Source organism: Vibrio sp. THAF64, assembly GCF_009363455.1.
GTDB lineage: Bacteria > Pseudomonadota > Gammaproteobacteria > Enterobacterales > Vibrionaceae > Vibrio > Vibrio coralliilyticus.
Genome location: NZ_CP045355.1, coordinates 2,552,789 through 2,570,432 on the forward strand (window position 1 = coordinate 2,552,789; position 17,644 = coordinate 2,570,432).

The window sequence follows — 17,644 nt, forward strand, 5'->3', positions numbered from 1 at the left end:
TTACACCGGCATCTTCATAATATCTTCAAACGAGGTCACGACCTTGTTGCGTACCTGCATCAAAGCGTTGAATGACAGGCTAGCTTTCTGGCTAGCAATCATTGCTCCGACTAAATCATCGCTCTGACCCGTTTCTACCGCGGTCATTTTTTGGCTGGCAGCCGATTGATGCTGATTGACCGTATCAAGCACATTGGTCATCGCTGTGGAAAATGAGAGAGGCTGATTCACCTGCTGCACATCAAGTGGATTAGCAGAAACCACGAACTCCGGTTGAATCTGAGCGCGCATTGCATCCATCTTGGATAGCATTAGCTGTTCTGCGGTCATCGCACTGTTTATTGGTTGACTTGCCATAACTTATCCTCCTTAAGCAGCCGAGCCTAGGGCCGACTGTAGATCAATACCTTGTTCGCGCATTGCCGCTAACTTATAGCGCAAAGCGCGCGTAGTGACGCCAAGTGCGTTTGCTGTCTTGGTGCGATTGCCGCCATACTGGCGAAGTTGTTCGAGAATATACTGGTACTCAGCTTGTTTCTTAGCCTCAACATACCCCATGCTCTGAGAAGGCGTCGATGTCTGGACAGGGCTGATTAACTCAACTGGTAACATCAGATCATGCGCAGTAATGTAGTCACCGTGTCGCATGACTAATGCTCGTTGGATAACGTTTTCCAGCTCTCGAATGTTTCCGGGCCAGTGATACTGACTGAGCGCCATCATGGCATCTTGAGATAGGTGACACTGACTGCCATCTTGATATTTATTAATGAAGAACTGACTGATCGGTAGGATGTCTTCGCTGCGCTCTCGCAGTGGAGGCCAATGCAAGGGTAAAACATCCAATCGATAATAAAGATCCTCACGGAACGTGCCATTTTTCACTTCTTCGCGCAGATCTTTATTCGTGGCGGCAATGACCCGAATATCAAGCTGAATCGGCTTATGACTACCCACTCGCTCAACTTCACGCTCCTGAAGTACGCGCAATAGTTTGGCCTGAACCGCTGGCGACATCTCACCAATTTCATCCAGCAGTATCGTTCCGTTGTTCGCTTCTTCAAACTTACCGCTTTGCGAGTGAGTGGCACCAGTGAAAGCACCTTTCACATGGCCAAACAAGACCGCCTCAAGCATAGATTCGGGGATGGCGGCACAATTTACTGCGATAAAAGGGCCACTTGATCGTGGAGAATGCTCGTGGACATAACGCGCCAGCACTTCTTTACCGGTTCCAGATTCTCCGGTAACCAAAACACTGGCATTCGTGCAAGCTGCACGGTGAGCTAGCTGAAGTACCTGTTTGCTCCGCCATGATTCAGCAACAATGTTTGCCATTGGTTTGCCAATCACCTCAACACGACGCAGTAGGTTTACTAATTGGCTGTTTTCAAAAGGACGAAGCAGGTAATCCGTCGCACCAGCTTTCATTGTTTCAGCGGCTAAGATTCCCTGCTCTTGTTCAACGATTGCAATAGCAACGCCATTGCTTGATGTCTTTTGGTGACAACTGACGAACTCTCTGACGCACATGTCAGGCAAATTTGAACTCACCAAAGTAATCGGCGCAGCGCCCTCAAGCAGTGCACTTCGCCCAGTCCGAGAATGAGTCACACGGTAACCCGAATCCTCTAACACTCTAATAACTGGCTGAGCAAATTCATCCTTTGGCTCAACTAACAAGATATTTGTCTCTGCCATCTTTAAGCCTTTTCCCTATCGTTCATTTTTATATTTTGTTTTGGTACTACTGCTTCATCATTGCGCACCAGCCTTAAAGTCACGCGGCGGTTCTTAGCCTGCCCTTCTGGTGTTGAATTACTAGCGATGGGGTATCGAGAACCATGAGACCGTACTTCTATTCTTGCGGCCTCTACGCCAGATTTTTTAAGTGCTTTCGCAACCAAATCTGCTCGTTGCTTAGAGATGGTTAGGTTAGCGACGTTGGAACCGACGTTGTCGGTGTAGCCATCAATCAAAACTTTGCTGATGTTTTTATCGGCGCGCAGATAAGTGTAAAGCGCACCCAGAGTATTCGTTTGCTGGACGGTTAAATGACGTTGGCCTAGGTCAAATGAGAGAGTGAGGTTTCGGGCTTGAGCATAGGACATGCCCGGTAACGATGATTGGCAACGACGAAATTGGGCTAATGCTTTCTGAATGCGAATCGTCGGCAGAATATAAGTCATGCTATCGGAAGCGTCCCTTCCGCCAAAAGCAAACTTTATCCAATGTCCTGATTCAATATTGTTCAATAAGTCATCAATATTATGCTGAAACGTAGAACGCTGATTATTAATAGCGACATTCTGACTTATGAGTCTGAGTTCATTTACCGCACTCCATGGTGCTGGAGAACTATATAACTTAGCGCTGTTCCAATTTTTATTGTTTTTTTCCACTTGAGAGTGGAAATATATTTTACTGACTTCTTCAGAGCGGAAATAAAACTTCCCATAGGAAGAATCTTCATACTTCAAATTACACGCTAAGCTACTTCCTTTATAAAGCCAATTTACTTCATCCATAGGGACTTCAACCTCAGTGTCAGCGAGAGAAGAAGAACAATGAAAGAGTAAAGCTAATAAATATAATTTCGGAGCTTTCGTGTTCATGATGTTATATGAGTGCCATTAAATAAACAGAAGAATCATCTATTCGAATTAAATAATTTATCTCTTGGAATTTCGAGAAATTGGAACTTGTTTATATATTGACCGTTAGTTCATGACATCATCGCGATGTAATTAACATGTAACAAATCAATAAAAATCATTTAAAACCATAAAGATAAAACAGAACAAGTGACTGATAACGACAAAAAATCGTCATTCATCATTTGTATGTATCGCAAACTAACCTGTTTTATTTTTGATGAGAAGATATATATAACGACTTAAAATCAACATATGGAGTAAAGTCACAAATTTTATAAATCGGGGTTATTTAGAACAAAAATTTCTATGTAGACTTGCGCCAATTGAGTTAGAAAATTTAAAAATCGCTTTGTCAAGACACGGTAAAATATAAATGGAAAGTAGCAGCAAGATATCTATTCCAGATTATCAGCCTCTAAGCATAGAATCGTTAGGGAAACCTATTCACGTTATTCGAGATAAATTGGATGATTTAATATCTACCTCGTGTAATGGCCTAACGTATGAGCTGCAAAACTGGTTAAAAACTCATCATGCAGAAGCCAATATAAATCTAGTTTCACTGCATACTTTTACACCAAGTGAAATGGATAAATCTTTTATCAGTACTTTCCGACATGATGGCGGCGGGCGAGTATTTATCCATACCGATAGCCAGACACTAATTAAATTAGCTGACAGCTTTTACGACGCTAAAATGGAAAGAAGCCATACTTCACTTAACAATAGTGACTTGCGGCTTCAGGAAAAAATCGGACGGCTGATAATCAACTGGCTGGCTCCAGAGGAAATGTGGTCTGACTGCGAATTCGAGCCAGCACAGGGAACTGGTCTTTACGCAACCATTGACGTCAACCTCAACGACCACCAAGGCACCATTCACGTTAAGCTAGATGAACTGCTTGTTGCCACATTGACAGAACAGCTGGACCTACAACCCAAAGAGTCAATGTACGAACCTTTCTGTCAATCTCTTGCTTCGACTCCCGTCAAGCTCAATGTCTTACTTAGTAAAAAAACCATGCCGCTCAGTGAATTGATTTCACTGCAGCCTAACGACGTATTACCCATCGAATTATTGTCTTCAGCTCCCGTCAGTATTGGCCAAGAACATCTTTTTTCTGGTCGAGTCGCGGAGAATGATGGGCAGCTAGTTTTAATTCTTAATCAAGATAAGGAATCTTTTTAATGAGCGAGACAACAGAGACCACCGCATTTAATGGTGAAGAACTGAACTTTGATGACTTTCAATTAGAAGATACACACACCGACATTCTCGATGCTGCAGTACCAACTCCTGAACGTGATCTGAGCTTTTTCAAGAATATTCCTGTTACCGTAACTTTGGAGGTTGCCAGTAAAGATATCGCCTTGGGCGATCTGATGAAAGCTGGAGAAGGCAGTGTCATAGAGCTCGACAAACTCAATGGCGAACCTCTGGACGTTAAAGTCAACGGCTCTCTGATGGGCCATGCGGAAGTGGTTGTCGTGAACGAAAAATATGGTCTGAGACTGATTGATATCGTCGATTCAGCTCTAACTTCTGCGGTTCAGTAAGGGTTCACCGAAACATGACTAAGTCACCTTCCTTTCAGGGATGGGGGATCCTAATCGGTTTGGTTAGCCTGCTCTTCGCTTTCCCTTCTGTTGCGAATGAGTCAGGCTTAACCATTTTGTCTGTCAGTGACGGAGCAACCCAACAAGAATACAGTGTAAAACTGCAGATTCTGTTATTGATGACAGCCCTGAGTTTTCTTCCTGCATTTATTTTGATGGCCACCAGCTTTACCCGCATTATTGTGGTTCTCGCGATCCTGCGTCAGGCGTTAGGGCTCCAACAAAGCCCACCTAACCGAGTGTTAGTCGGTATTGCACTCGCGCTGTCGCTACTGATCATGCGCCCTGTCTGGACAGACATTTACCAGAATGCTTTCCAGCCATACGACAATGGTGAAATTACTTTAATGCAGGCGTTTTCCGTTGCAGAAAAGCCCGTACGCAATTTCATGTTGGCACAAACTCAGCAGACATCTCTGGAACAAATGCTGCGCATTGCTAATGAGCCACTCGATACCGCGCTGGAGGACATCTCATTTGCCGTGGTACTGCCAGCTTTTGTCATCAGTGAGCTCAAAACCGCTTTTCAAATTGGCTTCATGCTATTTATTCCGTTTCTAATCATTGACCTTGTCGTCGCCAGTGTCCTCATGGCAATGGGTATGATGATGCTATCGCCACTGATTATCTCACTTCCATTCAAGCTGGTGGTGTTTGTTCTGGTCGACGGCTGGGCCATGACGGTCGGCACATTATCCGCCAGTTTTGGGTAGCAGGAGTTCACATGACACCAGAAATGACCGTCACCCTGTTTTCCAATGCGGTATGGCTGATTATCACCATGGTCGCAGTGCTGGTTGTGCCCGGCCTGATAGTCGGCCTTGGCATTGCAATTTTTCAGGCCGCCACGCAAATCAATGAGCAAACACTGAGCTTTCTACCAAGGCTTCTGGTCACGTTACTCATGGTAATTTTTGCTGGGCACTGGATGCTACGTAAAATCATGGAGCTGTTCGACTACCTGTTCCACAATATTCCAGGAATGATTGGCTGATGGAGGTCACTTTCGCAGAAATTTCTCGCGTCCTTGGTCAGCTATGGTGGCCTTTCTTCCGTATAGGCGCGGTATTTATCTCCATGCCTTTCTTTGGCGACTCATTGATACCCGTCTGGGTACGTAGCTTACTGGCGCTCTCGATTGTGATGATCTCTGCTCCTTTGATGCCGCCAATGCCAGCAGTCGAGTTTTTCTCGATGACTTCGCTGTTTCTCGCCTTCGAACAAGCCATTTGGGGGCTATTCTTTGGCCTGATTTTGCACATGCTGTTTACCATTTTTACGACGCTGGGCCAGATAGTCTCAATGCAGATGGGCTTAGGCATGGCGATGATGAACGACCCTGTCAACGGCATGTCCGTGGCAATTCTTGGTCGTATCTTTCTGATTTTCTGCACCTTACTGTTTTTATCCCTCGAAGGTCATTTAGTGATGCTCGATGTCCTTATCCAGAGTTTTGTTGTCTGGCCGGTCGGTTCCGGTCTGACTTCAGCTTCTCTGCAAGGCATCGTTAATTTATTCAGTTGGATGTTTGCATCTGCACTGGCACTCGCCCTTCCAGCCATTGTCTCCATGTTGTTAGCAAACATCAGCTTTGGTGTGATGAACCGAGCAGCACCGTCACTGAATGTCTATGCATTAGGCTTTCCAATGACCATGCTGCTAGGGCTATTCAGCGTGCTCATTTCTGTGTCTGGTGTGCCGAGCCGATATACTGTGCTGGTCAACGACACCCTACGTTTTCTGAATCAATTCATGGTGGGGGGCGGATGAGCGAACAATCCTCTCAGGACAAAACCGAAAAAGCCTCCCCGCAGAAAATCAAGAAAGCGCGTCAGGAAGGTCAGATTCCCAGAGCGAAAGAGTTCACGACTGCCGCTATTTTTCTCGCTGTTGCAGTGTATTTCTATAGTCAGCTTCCAGTAATTTGGGAAAGCATTGCGGGTATCTTTCGCTTTAACATGACACTGACTAAACAGGATTTAGCGAATCCTAAGCAAATGGTCGAGCAGCTCGGCCACAGCCTCGGCATGATCATTACGCTGCTTTTGCCAATGTTTGTCGTGATTATTGCCGTTACGCTTGCCAGTACTATGGTGCTGGGTGGATGGATGTTCCGTTTAGCGAACGTTTTTCCAAAGCTGAGTAAACTTAACCCTCTCAGCGGAATAAAACGGATGTTTTCAACGCGTTCACTGGTTGAACTGCTGAAATCGACCCTCAAAGTACTGGTCATTTTTGGCGTGCTCTACGCTTATCTCGATAACCACCTACAACCTTTATTGGGCATGCAGCGACTTTCGCTGGAGCAAGGTGTGGTTAACGTCATGCAAATTCTATTCGATGGCCTGTTAATGATGGGGTTTGCCTTACTACTATTCGGCGTTATTGACATCCCCTATCAACGCTGGGAGCACATGAAAGAGCTCAAAATGACCAAGCAGGAGCTTAAAGAAGAATACAAAAATAACGAAGGACGCCCTGAGGTCAAGCAGCGTATTCGCCAGATTCAACAACAATTTGCTCGGCGTAAAATCGATAAGATGGTACCGACAGCAGATGTAGTCATCACCAACCCGACCCACTACGCCGTAGCAATGAAGTATGACCCTGCGTTATCAGACGCCCCATTTGTGGTTGCCAAAGGCGTGGACGAAACAGCGATGCATATTCAACGTATCGCTCGTGAAAATCAGGTTGAAATCATCAACTCGCCACCGCTTACCCGTTCCATTTACTACACCACTGCGATTGAACAGGCCGTTCCAAGCCAGCTCTATATCGCGGTGGCGCATATTCTGACGTATGTCATGCAACTCAAAGCATTCCGTACCGGAAATGGTGAAAAGCCAATGCCTTTACCTCACTTCACCATTCCAAAGCATTTGCAACACTGATCATCCGTATTTACCCAAGGACACCAACCTATGCTCAATCGGTTAAAACAGATACAACATTCCACAAAAGGCTTTGTCGGTATTCCGCTGGTCTTACTAATGGTGCTGGCTATGGTCATCTTGCCACTGCCGCCATTGCTATTGGATGCCTTGTTCACTTTTAATATCGTGCTCGCCATTTTGGTGCTGTTGGTCAGTACAACGGCTAAACGCCCACTCGACTTTTCCATTTTCCCAACCATTTTGTTGGTGGCAACACTATTACGACTGACGCTCAACGTCGCCTCAACTCGAGTCGTCCTGCTCGAAGGTCACAATGGTGGTGATGCCGCAGGTAAGGTCATTCAGGCCTTTGGTGAAGTGGTGATCGGCGGCAACTATGTAGTCGGTATGGTGATTTTCGTTATCCTGATGATCATCAACTTCGTGGTGATCACCAAGGGTGGTGAGCGTATTTCAGAAGTATCAGCACGTTTTACGCTTGACGCTTTACCTGGTAAGCAAATGGCAATCGATGCGGATCTCAATGCAGGTTTGATCGATCAGGAAGCCGCCCGCCAGCGTAGACGTGAAGTGGCCAATGAAGCTGATTTCCACGGTTCTATGGACGGTGCGTCAAAGTTTGTTAGAGGTGATGCTATCGCCGGATTGCTTATCCTGTTCATTAACATCACAGGTGGTATCAGCATCGGTGTATTTGAACACGGACTTGCTGCCTCCGAGGCGTTTAAAACCTATGCGCTACTGACTATTGGTGACGGCTTAGTAGCCCAAATACCGTCACTGCTTTTAGCAACCGCAGCAGCCATTATCGTTACTCGCATCAACGACAGCGACAACGATATGTCAGAAACCATGCAAAAGCAGTTATTGGCTTCACCGGCTACTCTGTTTACTGTATCAGCGGTAATGCTAATCATCGGCATGGTACCTGGCATGCCTCACCTTGCCTTCTTTACTTTTGCTGCTGTACTTGCATTTGCAGCCTGGAGACAACACAAAAGCCCCGTTCATGATGCTCAGATTGAAGACGTCGAAGTACTCACTCAGGCCATGCAACAGGAAGAAACTCCGCTAAGCTGGGAAGACATTCCACATGTACACACACTGTCTTTAGCACTCGGTTACCGACTGGTTCATCTGGTCAACAAAGAACAAGGCGCGCCACTCACCCAGCGAATCCGCGGTGTAAGGCGTAACCTGTCTGAGCAAGTCGGCTTCTTGCTACCGGAAGTGCGTATTCGTGACAACCTGAGCCTAAAACCCAACCAATACACCATTTCACTCAATGGAGAAACGATAGAGCAAGGCTTTATCGAGCCAGAGCGTTTGATGGCGATTGCTGTTGGCGAGACGTATGGCGAAGTCGATGGCATTCTTGGCAGCGACCCTGCCTATCAGTTGCCAGCAGTTTGGATTGAGCACACAGATAAAGCCAAAGCGCTCAATATGGGTTATCAGGTGGTAGATGATGCGACTGTCATCGCAACCCATATCAGTAAAGTGATCAAAACCCACCTTTCAGAGCTGTTTAATCACGATGATGTTGATGCCATGATGCAGAGGCTGACCCAGCAAGCGCCGAAGCTGGCAGAAGCTCTTGGCGCAGCACTCAATCCAGCACAGCAGCTGAAGGTGTATCGTCAACTTTTGCTTGATCAGGTGCCTTTGCAAGATATTCGTACTATCTCGAACACCATGCTTGAATCGTCTGAAAACACCAAAGACCCGATACTTCTGGCGGCTGATGTGCGATGCGCATTGCGCCGTACTCTGGTCAACTTGATCGCAGGTCAGAAAGTGGAACTGAAGGTGTATGCACTCTCCGATGAACTGGAACAAATGCTGATGACATCTCTTCAGCAGGCACAAGCAAGTGGCAGTGTGAACCTCGACAGTTTCCCTGTGGAACCTAACATTCTGGCTCAGTTTCAACAAAATTTACCTTTGATAAAACAGCAGCTAAAACAGCAAGGGCTGGCACCAATACTCCTGGTTATGCCGCAGCTTAGACCGCTAATTGCCCGCTATGCTCGCACGTTTTCTCAAGGATTGGCGGTATTGTCATACAACGAAATACCAGAAACAAAACAAATCAACGTGGTAGGAAACCTTGGCTAACCTCAACTCACATCAGGCGATGTACAGATACATCGCCAAGCTCATGGAAGAGCACCTTGAGACCGAAGACGATCAAATCATCCATGAAGCATTGGTCCACAACGACATCCGGCATGCATGTCAGGCTATCCGCTCAGCAGACTCAGGTGAAGTCGAATTTCAGCACCTAACACTCAGGTTTGGCGGAGACGGTGAACAAAGTGTGTATCAGTTCGACCTGTCTCAAAAGGTCAAGTACTGCCTAGATTTGTTCAGCCTGTACCTAGCGCTGCGCCAGACCCGCTTTCAACTAGATACATTTCATCCGGACTTAATCAGCAACGTCGTCGTCCCCCTTCAGGTCGAAGCTCTTGTCTGGCCGCAGGGTGAACATTTTTTGCAGCAAGTTATTCTCTGCCATAAGAAAGCGTTCGCGCATGTTATTCCTTCACTGCAACTTAGCCATTCATTAGGGTTTGCCTCGTCGGTAGAAAACCTGATCGAGCTTGTCGGAGAATATGCTTATGCGCTGTGGTTTGAAGTTGCTCCACCCTGCCCTTTACTTGAGCAGTTGGCTTGCTATGAGCCTGCAATGCTGAAACTCTCGGTGTCACTGGAAGATAAAGAGGACCGAATGGCCTTTTTGCCCATCGTTCGTTTTCTGAAAAAGCATAAACTAAAGTGGGTCGCCAGTCGGGTTGCCAGCCAAAAAGAGCTGAACCAATACAAATTACTTGGCGCTAGTTACTATTTTGGTTACTTCAGTGATATCCCAACCTCACTCTCTTTTAAGACGTTTACCAACGAATACGAAGCCTAGTTAATCCACTAATTGGCGCTAACAGCACCAATTAGTGGAATCAACCTCACTAAATCAGCGCCAATTCTCTAAATATTCCAGTAATTTAAACTTTTTAATTAATCTTCGATATTTATCGTCCGCCTCCTGTTAGTGACCAGGGAAATCCTGAAGCCAAAATCTGAGTATTGTGAAAAACGAAGGAGACCATAATGGCTTTATCAATGCACACTAACTACGCATCACTAGTTACACAGAACACACTAAGCAGCACAAACGATCTACTCTCTACCGCTATGGAGCGCCTAAGTACTGGTATGCGTATCAATTCTGCAGCGGATGATGCAGCAGGTCTTTCTATCGCAAACAAACTTGAAGCGCAAACTCGTGGTATGTCTGTTGCAATGCGTAACTCTCAAGATGCAATCTCAATGCTGCAAACGGCAGACGGCGCACTAGAGGAGCTGACTAACATTGCTTACCGTATGAAAGATCTTGCTACACAATCTGCGAACGACACGAATGGAGCTTCAGAGCGAGCAGCACTAACCGCAGAATATGGCGAACTAGCCGCAGAAGCTACACGTATCCTAACTGAAACTTCATACGGTGCAGGTCAAAAGCTCCTATCAGGTGGTAAACTTGATGGCGCAGTGAAATTCCAAATTGGTGCATCTTCAACTGAAACACTCGATCTTGATATTTCAACCAATCTAGGTGCTATTGATTTCTCTGCGGGTGCTGTCGGTGACCTAACTAACCAAGCTAATTCAACCACAGCAATCGGTACCGTTGACGGCTTGTTTGACACTATTAACACTGTGCGCTCATCACTAGGTGCAAACATTAACCGTCTTGAGCACACCATCAACAACCTAGCAAACGTATCTGAAAACACTGCTGCTGCGAAAGGCCGAATCACAGATGCTGACTTCGCAATTGAATCTTCAAACATGACGAAGAACCAAATGCTGATGCAAGCAGGTACAACGGTTCTTTCTCAAACGAACCAGCTGCCAGGTATGGCAATGTCTCTTCTTCGCTAATTGGCGAGAGACACTCTTCTATTTATTTTACTCCAGTGATTTTAGCCTCCCTTGCGGAGGCTTTTTTTCATTTTAAGACTCCTAGTCAATACCTTTTTCATTTAACAAACCCTGCCATTTGGTCGCCTTAAAACATTGAGCAAAGCTGAGTTTCATTCAAGGAAGCAGCGGAACTCAGCAATGGGAAGTCGTACTTCCGCAAAACCAAGAATGAATGCTTAAGTCATTGATATTTAAAAGCTAACTGCATGGCATTCATCTTGCTATTTCTCTAATTAAATCAGAAAGATGATGATGGTATGAACCACAACGGTCATACACAAAAGACAAGGGAGTACTCTGATGAGTTCGATCGATCCAGCAACCATGGCACAGCAACTGGCAACCTTTGACGTCCAGTCGTTTAGACAACGCTACACCACTCAAGCTTCCCAGTATCAATCTCAACTGGATGCGCTTGGCAAAGTCGAATCTGCATTGCGTGAGTTCCGTACTGCTGTGAATGAAATGAACAACAGCACATCAGGGATCATCAAAAACAGCGCAACTGTGTCGAGTGAAGGGTTCTTCACTGCCAGTGCTGACTCCAAAGCACTGACGGGCAGTTACCAAATTTTTGTAGAACAAGTCGCCACAACGCATCAGGTATCAACTGGCATGCCTGCCGATCTGGAGCCTACAACGGAAGTGCCACTGACTGGCACGCTCGAGTTTAAAATCAACGGCGAGACAATGACGTTGGATCTTTCCACTCTGGACAGTGATGGAGATGGTAAGGCAACCATGGCTGACTTAACTTCGGCCATCAACAATGACCCCGATAATCCGGGCGTAAACGCCACCTTGGTTCGCTCAGGTGGCAAAACCCACTTCATGCTCTCCAGTGAAGAAACTGGGGTAGCAAACAAGATTGAAGTCTCGGCGACAGGGACTGGACAGAGTTGGTTTGAAGATGCCTTCACCAACCTCAATCAAATCAGCGAAGCAAAAGACGCCATCATTTGGCTAGGGGCGAAAGACTCAGGCCTTAAACTCGAAGGCAGTAGCAATACGTTTAGTGATGCTATTGATGGCCTCGACATCACTGTCAGCAAAGCCCAAGAAACCGGCGAATCGCCGTTAACCCTCAGCGTCGGTGGTGACAATGACGCCACTAAAGAGCAGGTCAACAAATTTATCGACGCCTATAACAAGTTGATGTCGACCGTTGACGAATACACCAAAGTAGACACGGAAAACAACACTCGGGCTGTTCTAGCCAGTGACCCTACCCTACGAGCGATTGAAAGCCAGGTGAAGTCTGTTGTGCGTGGAGATTTCGGTGGCCTTCGCCTGAGTCAGGTCGGTATTGAGATCGATCGTGACGGAAAAATGAAGCTCGATTCAGAAAAGTTCGAGCAGGCTCAAATCGATAACAGTACAGGCCTTGAAGCAATGTTCAACGGTGACGGCAACCTGCTAGATAGCATCGACACCATCGTCGAGCCTTACCTGCAGTTCTCTTCCGGTTTGTTTAAATCTCGCAAAGACGCACTAAAGCAGAACATTGATCGCATCAATGACAAACAGGTCGTGCTGGACCGTAAATACGATATGGCTTACGACCGCTACCTCAAACAATTTACCCAAATGAACACCATTATGCGCCAAATGAACCAAACCATGTCGATGTTTGGTTAATGGGCACCAGGAGACGTTTTTATGTTAATGGACTCAGGCTACAACTCTTATCAACAAGTCGATCTTGATGCTCAGGCTGCCTCGGCGAACCCACATCAATTGGTAGTGATGTTAATAGACGGACTACTCAATGAAATTGAACGAGTTCGAGGCCACATGGCCTCAGGTCGCCTTGCAGAAAAAGGGGCTGGCATCAATAAGTGCATGAATATTTTGGTTGGCCTAGATAGCGCACTTGATGCAGAGAATGGCGGCGAAATCGCTGAGAACCTCCACCAGCTATACGACTTTTGTCAGGTTGAGCTTTATCAGGCAAGCGTACAAAACAACCTGGACAAACTCACCAGTGTGGAACATGTCATGAACAATATACGTGAGGGGTGGATGAGTTTTGGTCAGCAAGCATAAAGTGTCCCCTGAACGATTTCGCCATCTCGCGAAACTGATTCATATCGCGACAAAAACCCAGGACTGGCAAGGTTTAAAACGCTACGACCTTCAATTGAGAGAGCTGCTGGAAAGCCATCAGCCCTACCTCAAAGATCCTAGACTCGCGCCTGTCATTACCGAAGTGAAAGCTGTACACAAACAAGCTTTTGACGCACTGGATAAGGCCATTAACGAACTGGAAGCAGAGATTAATGTTGTCGACGCTCAGCATGAACGTGCAAAAGCTTACCAGCTTGCGATGACCATGGAGTACTAGCAATGAACACACCTTCACTGCACACCATGACAAGCCAAAGACCAGAGCAGTTCTCCGCTGATGGTACGATCCAAAAAGCCCGTGGATTCGGTCAGCCTGCCGAACAAAACACTGGCTTTACTCTCATGGGGCAACCAGCATCGACGCTTACTGGCAGTCAGCCAAATGCTGAACAAACTGTCGTGACCTTAACGGATGATAGCGAGGAAATGTTAGGGCAGGAAAATAGCTCAGATCATACGACTACGCTACCGATTGCAAAGCCTCATCTACTAAAAGAACACTCTGCAACCACGGACGCTTTAGCTTTGCTACAGCTGAAACAAAAGCGAGTAGCAAGCGGTGCTCAAACGTTCGATGCTATGACAGGCTCAGTGGGCACAAATTCGTCAGACAGAATGACACCGCAGAGTATAAGCCATCAACTGGTGAAGCAGACAAGCGGGCCTTTGAGTATCGACACGCCTGTAAGCCAGAGCCCATCAGTTCAGAATGTTCTGCAAACCTTGGCCTCAACACAAGTGCAACCGCAGCCTCAAACCTCTCACCAGCAACCTATAGCAACGTCTGTACAAACAGCAGAATGGGCAGCAGTAAAAGTTGATACCAGTGCGGCTAAGTGGGGCGAACAAATGATGCAGGTATTGCATGACAGAGTCTCACTTCAAGCACAACAAAGCATGCAAGAAGCCAAGATCCGTCTAGATCCGCCAGAGCTTGGAAAGCTGGACTTGCTGGTACGCGTTGATGGCGACCGCCTCAATGTGCAAATCAACGCTAATGCGGCAGCAACCCGCGAGGCCTTGCTTCAGGTTTCTGACCGGCTGCGAGCTGAGTTGCAAGACCAGAACTTTGTCCATGTCGACGTCAACGTAGGCTCAGGAGAAAGTGAACGCGACCAGTCACCTCATCAAGGTGAACAACAAACACACATTTTCGATAGTCGCGAGTTTGCCAATTCAGACAATCCCAATGATCCATCAGAGCATTGGCTAAGCACACACGCATAATTAGGAATAGGGTTATGACAAAAAAACAAATGATCGCGGTATTTTCAGCGATGATCCTCACCAGTGCCCTGGTTTCAGCCGCAACCGTAGTTGGTGGAATTTGGTTCTTAAAGCAATCGGGGAATAGTACCAATTCAGAATCATTTTTCGCAGATTCTCCCCTTGCCTTCCTTACCGAAGAACGCAACCCAGCTCAGACGCCTAGTTTCCACTCACTGGACAAAATTGTCCTCAGCGTTAAAGGAAAGCGCCAGACCCACTTCGTCATGCTGGAAGTCGCGATTGAAACTCGCCGCCCAGAACGCATTCAAAATATTGATGACTACATGCCAATTGTGCGCAATTCACTACTGAAGCTTTTCAGCGACAAAACCTACGAAGATCTGCATCAGGACGGCGCAGTTAACCTGCTCCAGAATCAGGTCAAACAAACGGTGCTGCTAGCCTTTGAGAAAACCGACATTCTTCGCGATATCGATGACGTCTTGCTGACGAAATACGTCGTGCAATAAGGAGCACGGCCCATGTTGGATATGAACTTTCAGGAAGAATACGGCGTCGAAGGTGAAATCAGTTCACCTTCCATTCCTATTGATGAGAACAAGTTGCTCAAACAGCACCAAGTGCTGGTCAACCGTATCGTCAATCAACTCAGAGCCCATGCTACACCGCATTGCAGCATCGAAGACATGCAGCAAATTGGCCTTATTGGTTTACTGGAAGCGGGCCGTCGATACGGAAACGTTGAGGACCCCAACTTCCCAGCCTTCGCGGTCTGTCGGATCCGTGGCTCAATACTGGATGAGTTGCGCCGGCTTGACTGGCGATCACGAAAAACGCGTCAACAAGCTCATGAGCTCAATGATGTCACTCGTGATCTGATGCGCTCTCTTGGCCGGCAACCGACCGATGCCGAAATCATCAAAGCATTGGGAACAGACGAACAAGATTATCTTACTCGCCAAAATGCGGCATTGGCTGGAGAAATGCAAAGCCTGGATCAATTGATTGAAAACGGTATCGAAGCACAATCTGACGCTGTTTATGACGGAATGTCCCATGAGCAAACTCGTCGCAGTCTTGAATTTGCTCTGAATAAACTGCCCAAAAGAGATCAACTGCTACTGACGCTGTTTTATCAACACGAACTCAACCTTCACGAAATCGCTTTAGTGCTTGATCTGACGCCTCCGAGGATTTGTCAGCTACACAAACAAGCACTCAAACAACTCAACCACTACTTATCCTCCTAGGAGTCACAAATGCAAAAGTTTTTTGGAGCTATCACCGTCTTACTGTGTGTCTTTGGCGGATATATGTGGGCGGGCGGTAAGCTTGGCGCTATCTGGCAACCGGCTGAATTTCTGATCATCATTGGCGCCGCTGCTGGCTCTCTGATCATAGGTAACCCGCCACAAGTCCTGAAAGAGATGCGTCAGCAAGTTCGTGCCACCATCTCTGCACCACGCGAAGAATATGAATACTACATGGAGCTGATGGCTCTGCTTAACAACTTGCTTGAAACAGCGCGCAGCAGAGGCTTTAAGTTTCTCGATTCTCATATCGAGGCTCCAGATCAGAGCTCGATCTTTCTCGCCTACCCGAAAGTTGGTTCAGATTACCGCCTGATTTCATTTATTACTGACAACTTGCGTTTAATGGCCATGGGTCAAATGTCGCCTCACGAATTAGAAGGTTTACTGGAACAGGAAATCGAAGCCATTCAAACAGAAATGCTCCTCCCTTCTCGCTCAATGCAGAGAACAGCTGAAGCACTGCCGGGCTTTGGTATCTTAGCGGCGGTCGGCGGCATCATCATTACGATGCAGGCTATTGACGGCTCAATCGCTCTTGTGGGTTACCACGTCGCTGCGGCTCTGGTTGGAACATTCGTTGGTATCTTCGGTTGTTACTGCTGTCTTGACCCACTTAGCAATGCCATGGCACAGCGCGTGAAGCGCAACATGACCGCATTCGAGTGCGTCAGAGCAACACTTGTGGCTTATGTGGCGAAGAAGCCAACCTTACTTGCCATCGATGCTGGCCGTAAACACATCCAGTTAGACATTAAACCGACGTTCAATCAGATGGAGAAGTGGCTCGCTGAGCAGGAGGGGTAATGCAAAGACAAGAACAGGTGGTATTCAAACGAACAAAAACTGTCGACGACGATGAATTTCATGGAGGTGCCTGGAAGGTCGCTTTCGCTGATTTCATGATCGCCTTAATGGCACTGTTTCTGGTCTTATGGGTGATGCAGGTTGTTGACAAAGAGGAGCGTAAGGCGATTGTTGCTCACCTTCAAAGTGCGAGCGTGTTTGATAAGAGTTACGGTAATCCGTTTGATACCTCGCAAAGTATCTCTCCTATTGATTTGGCCGCCGACTCTTCCGTACCGAGCCGACATGATTCTACCCACATTGTCAGTTCATTCTTTCAGGGTGATGGTGAAGGTCCGGAAACAGACTCTCTGATTCCCGGCACATTCGACACACAGGAACGACTGGCTGCACTGGCGAAAGTCATTAAGGAAGCGGTTCGACAAATCAGCGCTCAGGGGAATGTCAATGTCACCGTAACACCACAAGGTCTACGGATTGTTCTTCAAGACGACTACAAACAACACATGTTTGGTCGTGGTGGCTCTGAATTGACGCCATTTTTCGAAGATTTGCTTCTTGCATTAGCGCCTGTATTTAAACGTGTCGAGAACCCACTGATCATCAGTGGTCATACTGACTCTACTCGCTTTAAAGGTCACGTTGAACGTCGCTCTAACTGGGAGCTGTCCGCGTCACGTGCGAATGCAGCTAGGCACACTCTGGTTGCCGGAGGGATGCCCGACGAGCGAGTATTACAAGTCACAGGGATGTCAGATCGCGCATTACTGAATGGTGATGAACCAGAATCGAGTGAGAATCGACGCATTGAGCTGTTTATCCTCACCACGCCAGCCGCCAAGGTATTGGAAACCTTCTTTGGTAATAATGCTGACAGCGAACTGCAAAAAGCCAAACAGAAGGCGGAATTTAATCAGCCGGTTATTCGCCAAGAAGTGATTAACTTTTCAGATACTCAAGCTCCTTCGAAGCCAAAGCTTCAGCAACTTTAACTCTCTCAGGCGCTCTTGCAGCG

Annotated in this window: 20 protein-coding genes; 17 read left to right on the top strand and 3 right to left on the bottom strand. The window is 46.9% G+C overall.

Going from position 1 to position 17,644, the window contains the following annotated elements; genetic code table 11:
• The 3 genes from fliE to FIU99_RS11730 are packed head-to-tail and all read right to left on the bottom strand — an operon-like array spanning position 1 to position 2,528.
• On the bottom strand, positions 1 to 357 hold the full coding sequence (gene fliE / locus FIU99_RS11720; protein ID WP_006963029.1) for a flagellar hook-basal body complex protein FliE: 357 nt from the start codon (positions 355 to 357) through the stop codon (positions 1 to 3).
• Positions 358 to 369: 12 nt separating this feature from the next.
• Positions 370 to 1,701 (bottom strand): sigma-54-dependent Fis family transcriptional regulator, encoded by a 1,332-nt coding sequence (locus tag FIU99_RS11725; protein WP_152472282.1) that lies wholly within the window; start codon positions 1,699 to 1,701, stop codon positions 370 to 372.
• 2 nt (positions 1,702 to 1,703) lie between these two features.
• The gene (locus FIU99_RS11730) at positions 1,704 to 2,528 is read right to left on the bottom strand and encodes an OmpA family protein (RefSeq protein ID WP_039952640.1); all 825 of its coding nucleotides are present in this window, start codon (positions 2,526 to 2,528) and stop codon (positions 1,704 to 1,706) included.
• Between the two features lie 502 nt (positions 2,529 to 3,030).
• Here FIU99_RS11730 and FIU99_RS11735 point away from each other — a divergent pair.
• The 17 genes from FIU99_RS11735 (at position 3,031) to FIU99_RS11815 (ending at position 17,621) form a co-directional block, all read left to right on the top strand.
• Positions 3,031 to 3,846: a FliM/FliN family flagellar motor switch protein gene (locus FIU99_RS11735; RefSeq protein ID WP_006963032.1), complete on the top strand. Its 816-nt coding sequence runs from the start codon at positions 3,031 to 3,033 to the stop codon at positions 3,844 to 3,846.
• The gene (fliN, locus tag FIU99_RS11740) at positions 3,846 to 4,214 is read left to right on the top strand and encodes a flagellar motor switch protein FliN (protein WP_006963033.1); all 369 of its coding nucleotides are present in this window, start codon (positions 3,846 to 3,848) and stop codon (positions 4,212 to 4,214) included. The genes FIU99_RS11735 and fliN overlap by 1 nt, the downstream gene beginning before the upstream one ends.
• Positions 4,215 to 4,228: 14 nt before the next feature.
• Complete coding sequence (fliP, locus tag FIU99_RS11745; RefSeq protein ID WP_006963034.1) at positions 4,229 to 4,987, top strand: flagellar type III secretion system pore protein FliP; 759 nt, start codon at positions 4,229 to 4,231, stop codon at positions 4,985 to 4,987.
• Positions 4,988 to 4,998: 11 nt separating this feature from the next.
• Complete coding sequence (fliQ, locus tag FIU99_RS11750; RefSeq protein ID WP_006963035.1) at positions 4,999 to 5,268, top strand: flagellar biosynthesis protein FliQ; 270 nt, start codon at positions 4,999 to 5,001, stop codon at positions 5,266 to 5,268.
• Positions 5,268 to 6,044 carry a flagellar biosynthetic protein FliR gene (gene fliR, locus FIU99_RS11755; RefSeq protein ID WP_006963036.1) on the top strand — a complete coding sequence of 259 codons (777 nt, stop codon included), beginning with the start codon at positions 5,268 to 5,270 and terminating at the stop codon, positions 6,042 to 6,044. Before fliQ ends, fliR begins: the two co-directional genes overlap by 1 nt.
• Positions 6,041 to 7,168, top strand: a complete 1,128-nt coding sequence (flhB, locus tag FIU99_RS11760) for a flagellar biosynthesis protein FlhB (protein WP_006963037.1) — start codon at positions 6,041 to 6,043, stop codon at positions 7,166 to 7,168. The genes fliR and flhB overlap by 4 nt, the downstream gene beginning before the upstream one ends.
• A 30-nt stretch (positions 7,169 to 7,198) precedes the next feature.
• Entirely contained in the window at positions 7,199 to 9,289 is a 2,091-nt protein-coding gene (flhA, locus tag FIU99_RS11765; RefSeq protein WP_006963038.1) for a flagellar biosynthesis protein FlhA, read from the top strand.
• A gap of 19 nt (positions 9,290 to 9,308) precedes the next feature.
• Positions 9,309 to 10,088 (top strand): diguanylate phosphodiesterase, encoded by a 780-nt coding sequence (locus tag FIU99_RS11770; protein WP_086026969.1) that lies wholly within the window; start codon positions 9,309 to 9,311, stop codon positions 10,086 to 10,088.
• A gap of 191 nt (positions 10,089 to 10,279) precedes the next feature.
• Complete coding sequence (gene lafA / locus FIU99_RS11775) at positions 10,280 to 11,113, top strand: lateral flagellin LafA (protein ID WP_006963040.1); 834 nt, start codon at positions 10,280 to 10,282, stop codon at positions 11,111 to 11,113.
• Between the two features lie 342 nt (positions 11,114 to 11,455).
• Positions 11,456 to 12,793 (top strand): flagellar filament capping protein FliD, encoded by a 1,338-nt coding sequence (gene fliD, locus FIU99_RS11780; protein ID WP_006963041.1) that lies wholly within the window; start codon positions 11,456 to 11,458, stop codon positions 12,791 to 12,793.
• Positions 12,794 to 12,814: 21 nt separating this feature from the next.
• On the top strand, positions 12,815 to 13,201 hold the full coding sequence (gene fliS, locus FIU99_RS11785; protein WP_006963042.1) for a flagellar export chaperone FliS: 387 nt from the start codon (positions 12,815 to 12,817) through the stop codon (positions 13,199 to 13,201).
• On the top strand, positions 13,185 to 13,499 hold the full coding sequence (locus tag FIU99_RS11790; protein WP_019277547.1) for a hypothetical protein: 315 nt from the start codon (positions 13,185 to 13,187) through the stop codon (positions 13,497 to 13,499). Before fliS ends, FIU99_RS11790 begins: the two co-directional genes overlap by 17 nt.
• 2 nt (positions 13,500 to 13,501) lie before the next feature.
• Positions 13,502 to 14,509 carry a flagellar hook-length control protein FliK gene (locus FIU99_RS11795; RefSeq protein WP_006963044.1) on the top strand — a complete coding sequence of 336 codons (1,008 nt, stop codon included), beginning with the start codon at positions 13,502 to 13,504 and terminating at the stop codon, positions 14,507 to 14,509.
• A 14-nt stretch (positions 14,510 to 14,523) separates the two neighbouring features.
• Complete coding sequence (gene fliL, locus FIU99_RS11800) at positions 14,524 to 15,021, top strand: flagellar basal body-associated protein FliL (RefSeq protein WP_021458718.1); 498 nt, start codon at positions 14,524 to 14,526, stop codon at positions 15,019 to 15,021.
• A 12-nt stretch (positions 15,022 to 15,033) separates the two neighbouring features.
• Positions 15,034 to 15,762: a FliA/WhiG family RNA polymerase sigma factor gene (locus FIU99_RS11805; protein WP_006963046.1), complete on the top strand. Its 729-nt coding sequence runs from the start codon at positions 15,034 to 15,036 to the stop codon at positions 15,760 to 15,762.
• Between the two features lie 9 nt (positions 15,763 to 15,771).
• Positions 15,772 to 16,629 carry a flagellar motor stator protein MotA gene (gene motA, locus FIU99_RS11810; RefSeq protein ID WP_006963047.1) on the top strand — a complete coding sequence of 286 codons (858 nt, stop codon included), beginning with the start codon at positions 15,772 to 15,774 and terminating at the stop codon, positions 16,627 to 16,629.
• On the top strand, positions 16,629 to 17,621 hold the full coding sequence (locus FIU99_RS11815; protein ID WP_006963048.1) for a flagellar motor protein MotB: 993 nt from the start codon (positions 16,629 to 16,631) through the stop codon (positions 17,619 to 17,621). Before motA ends, FIU99_RS11815 begins: the two co-directional genes overlap by 1 nt.
• Positions 17,622 to 17,644: the final 23 nt, after the last annotated feature.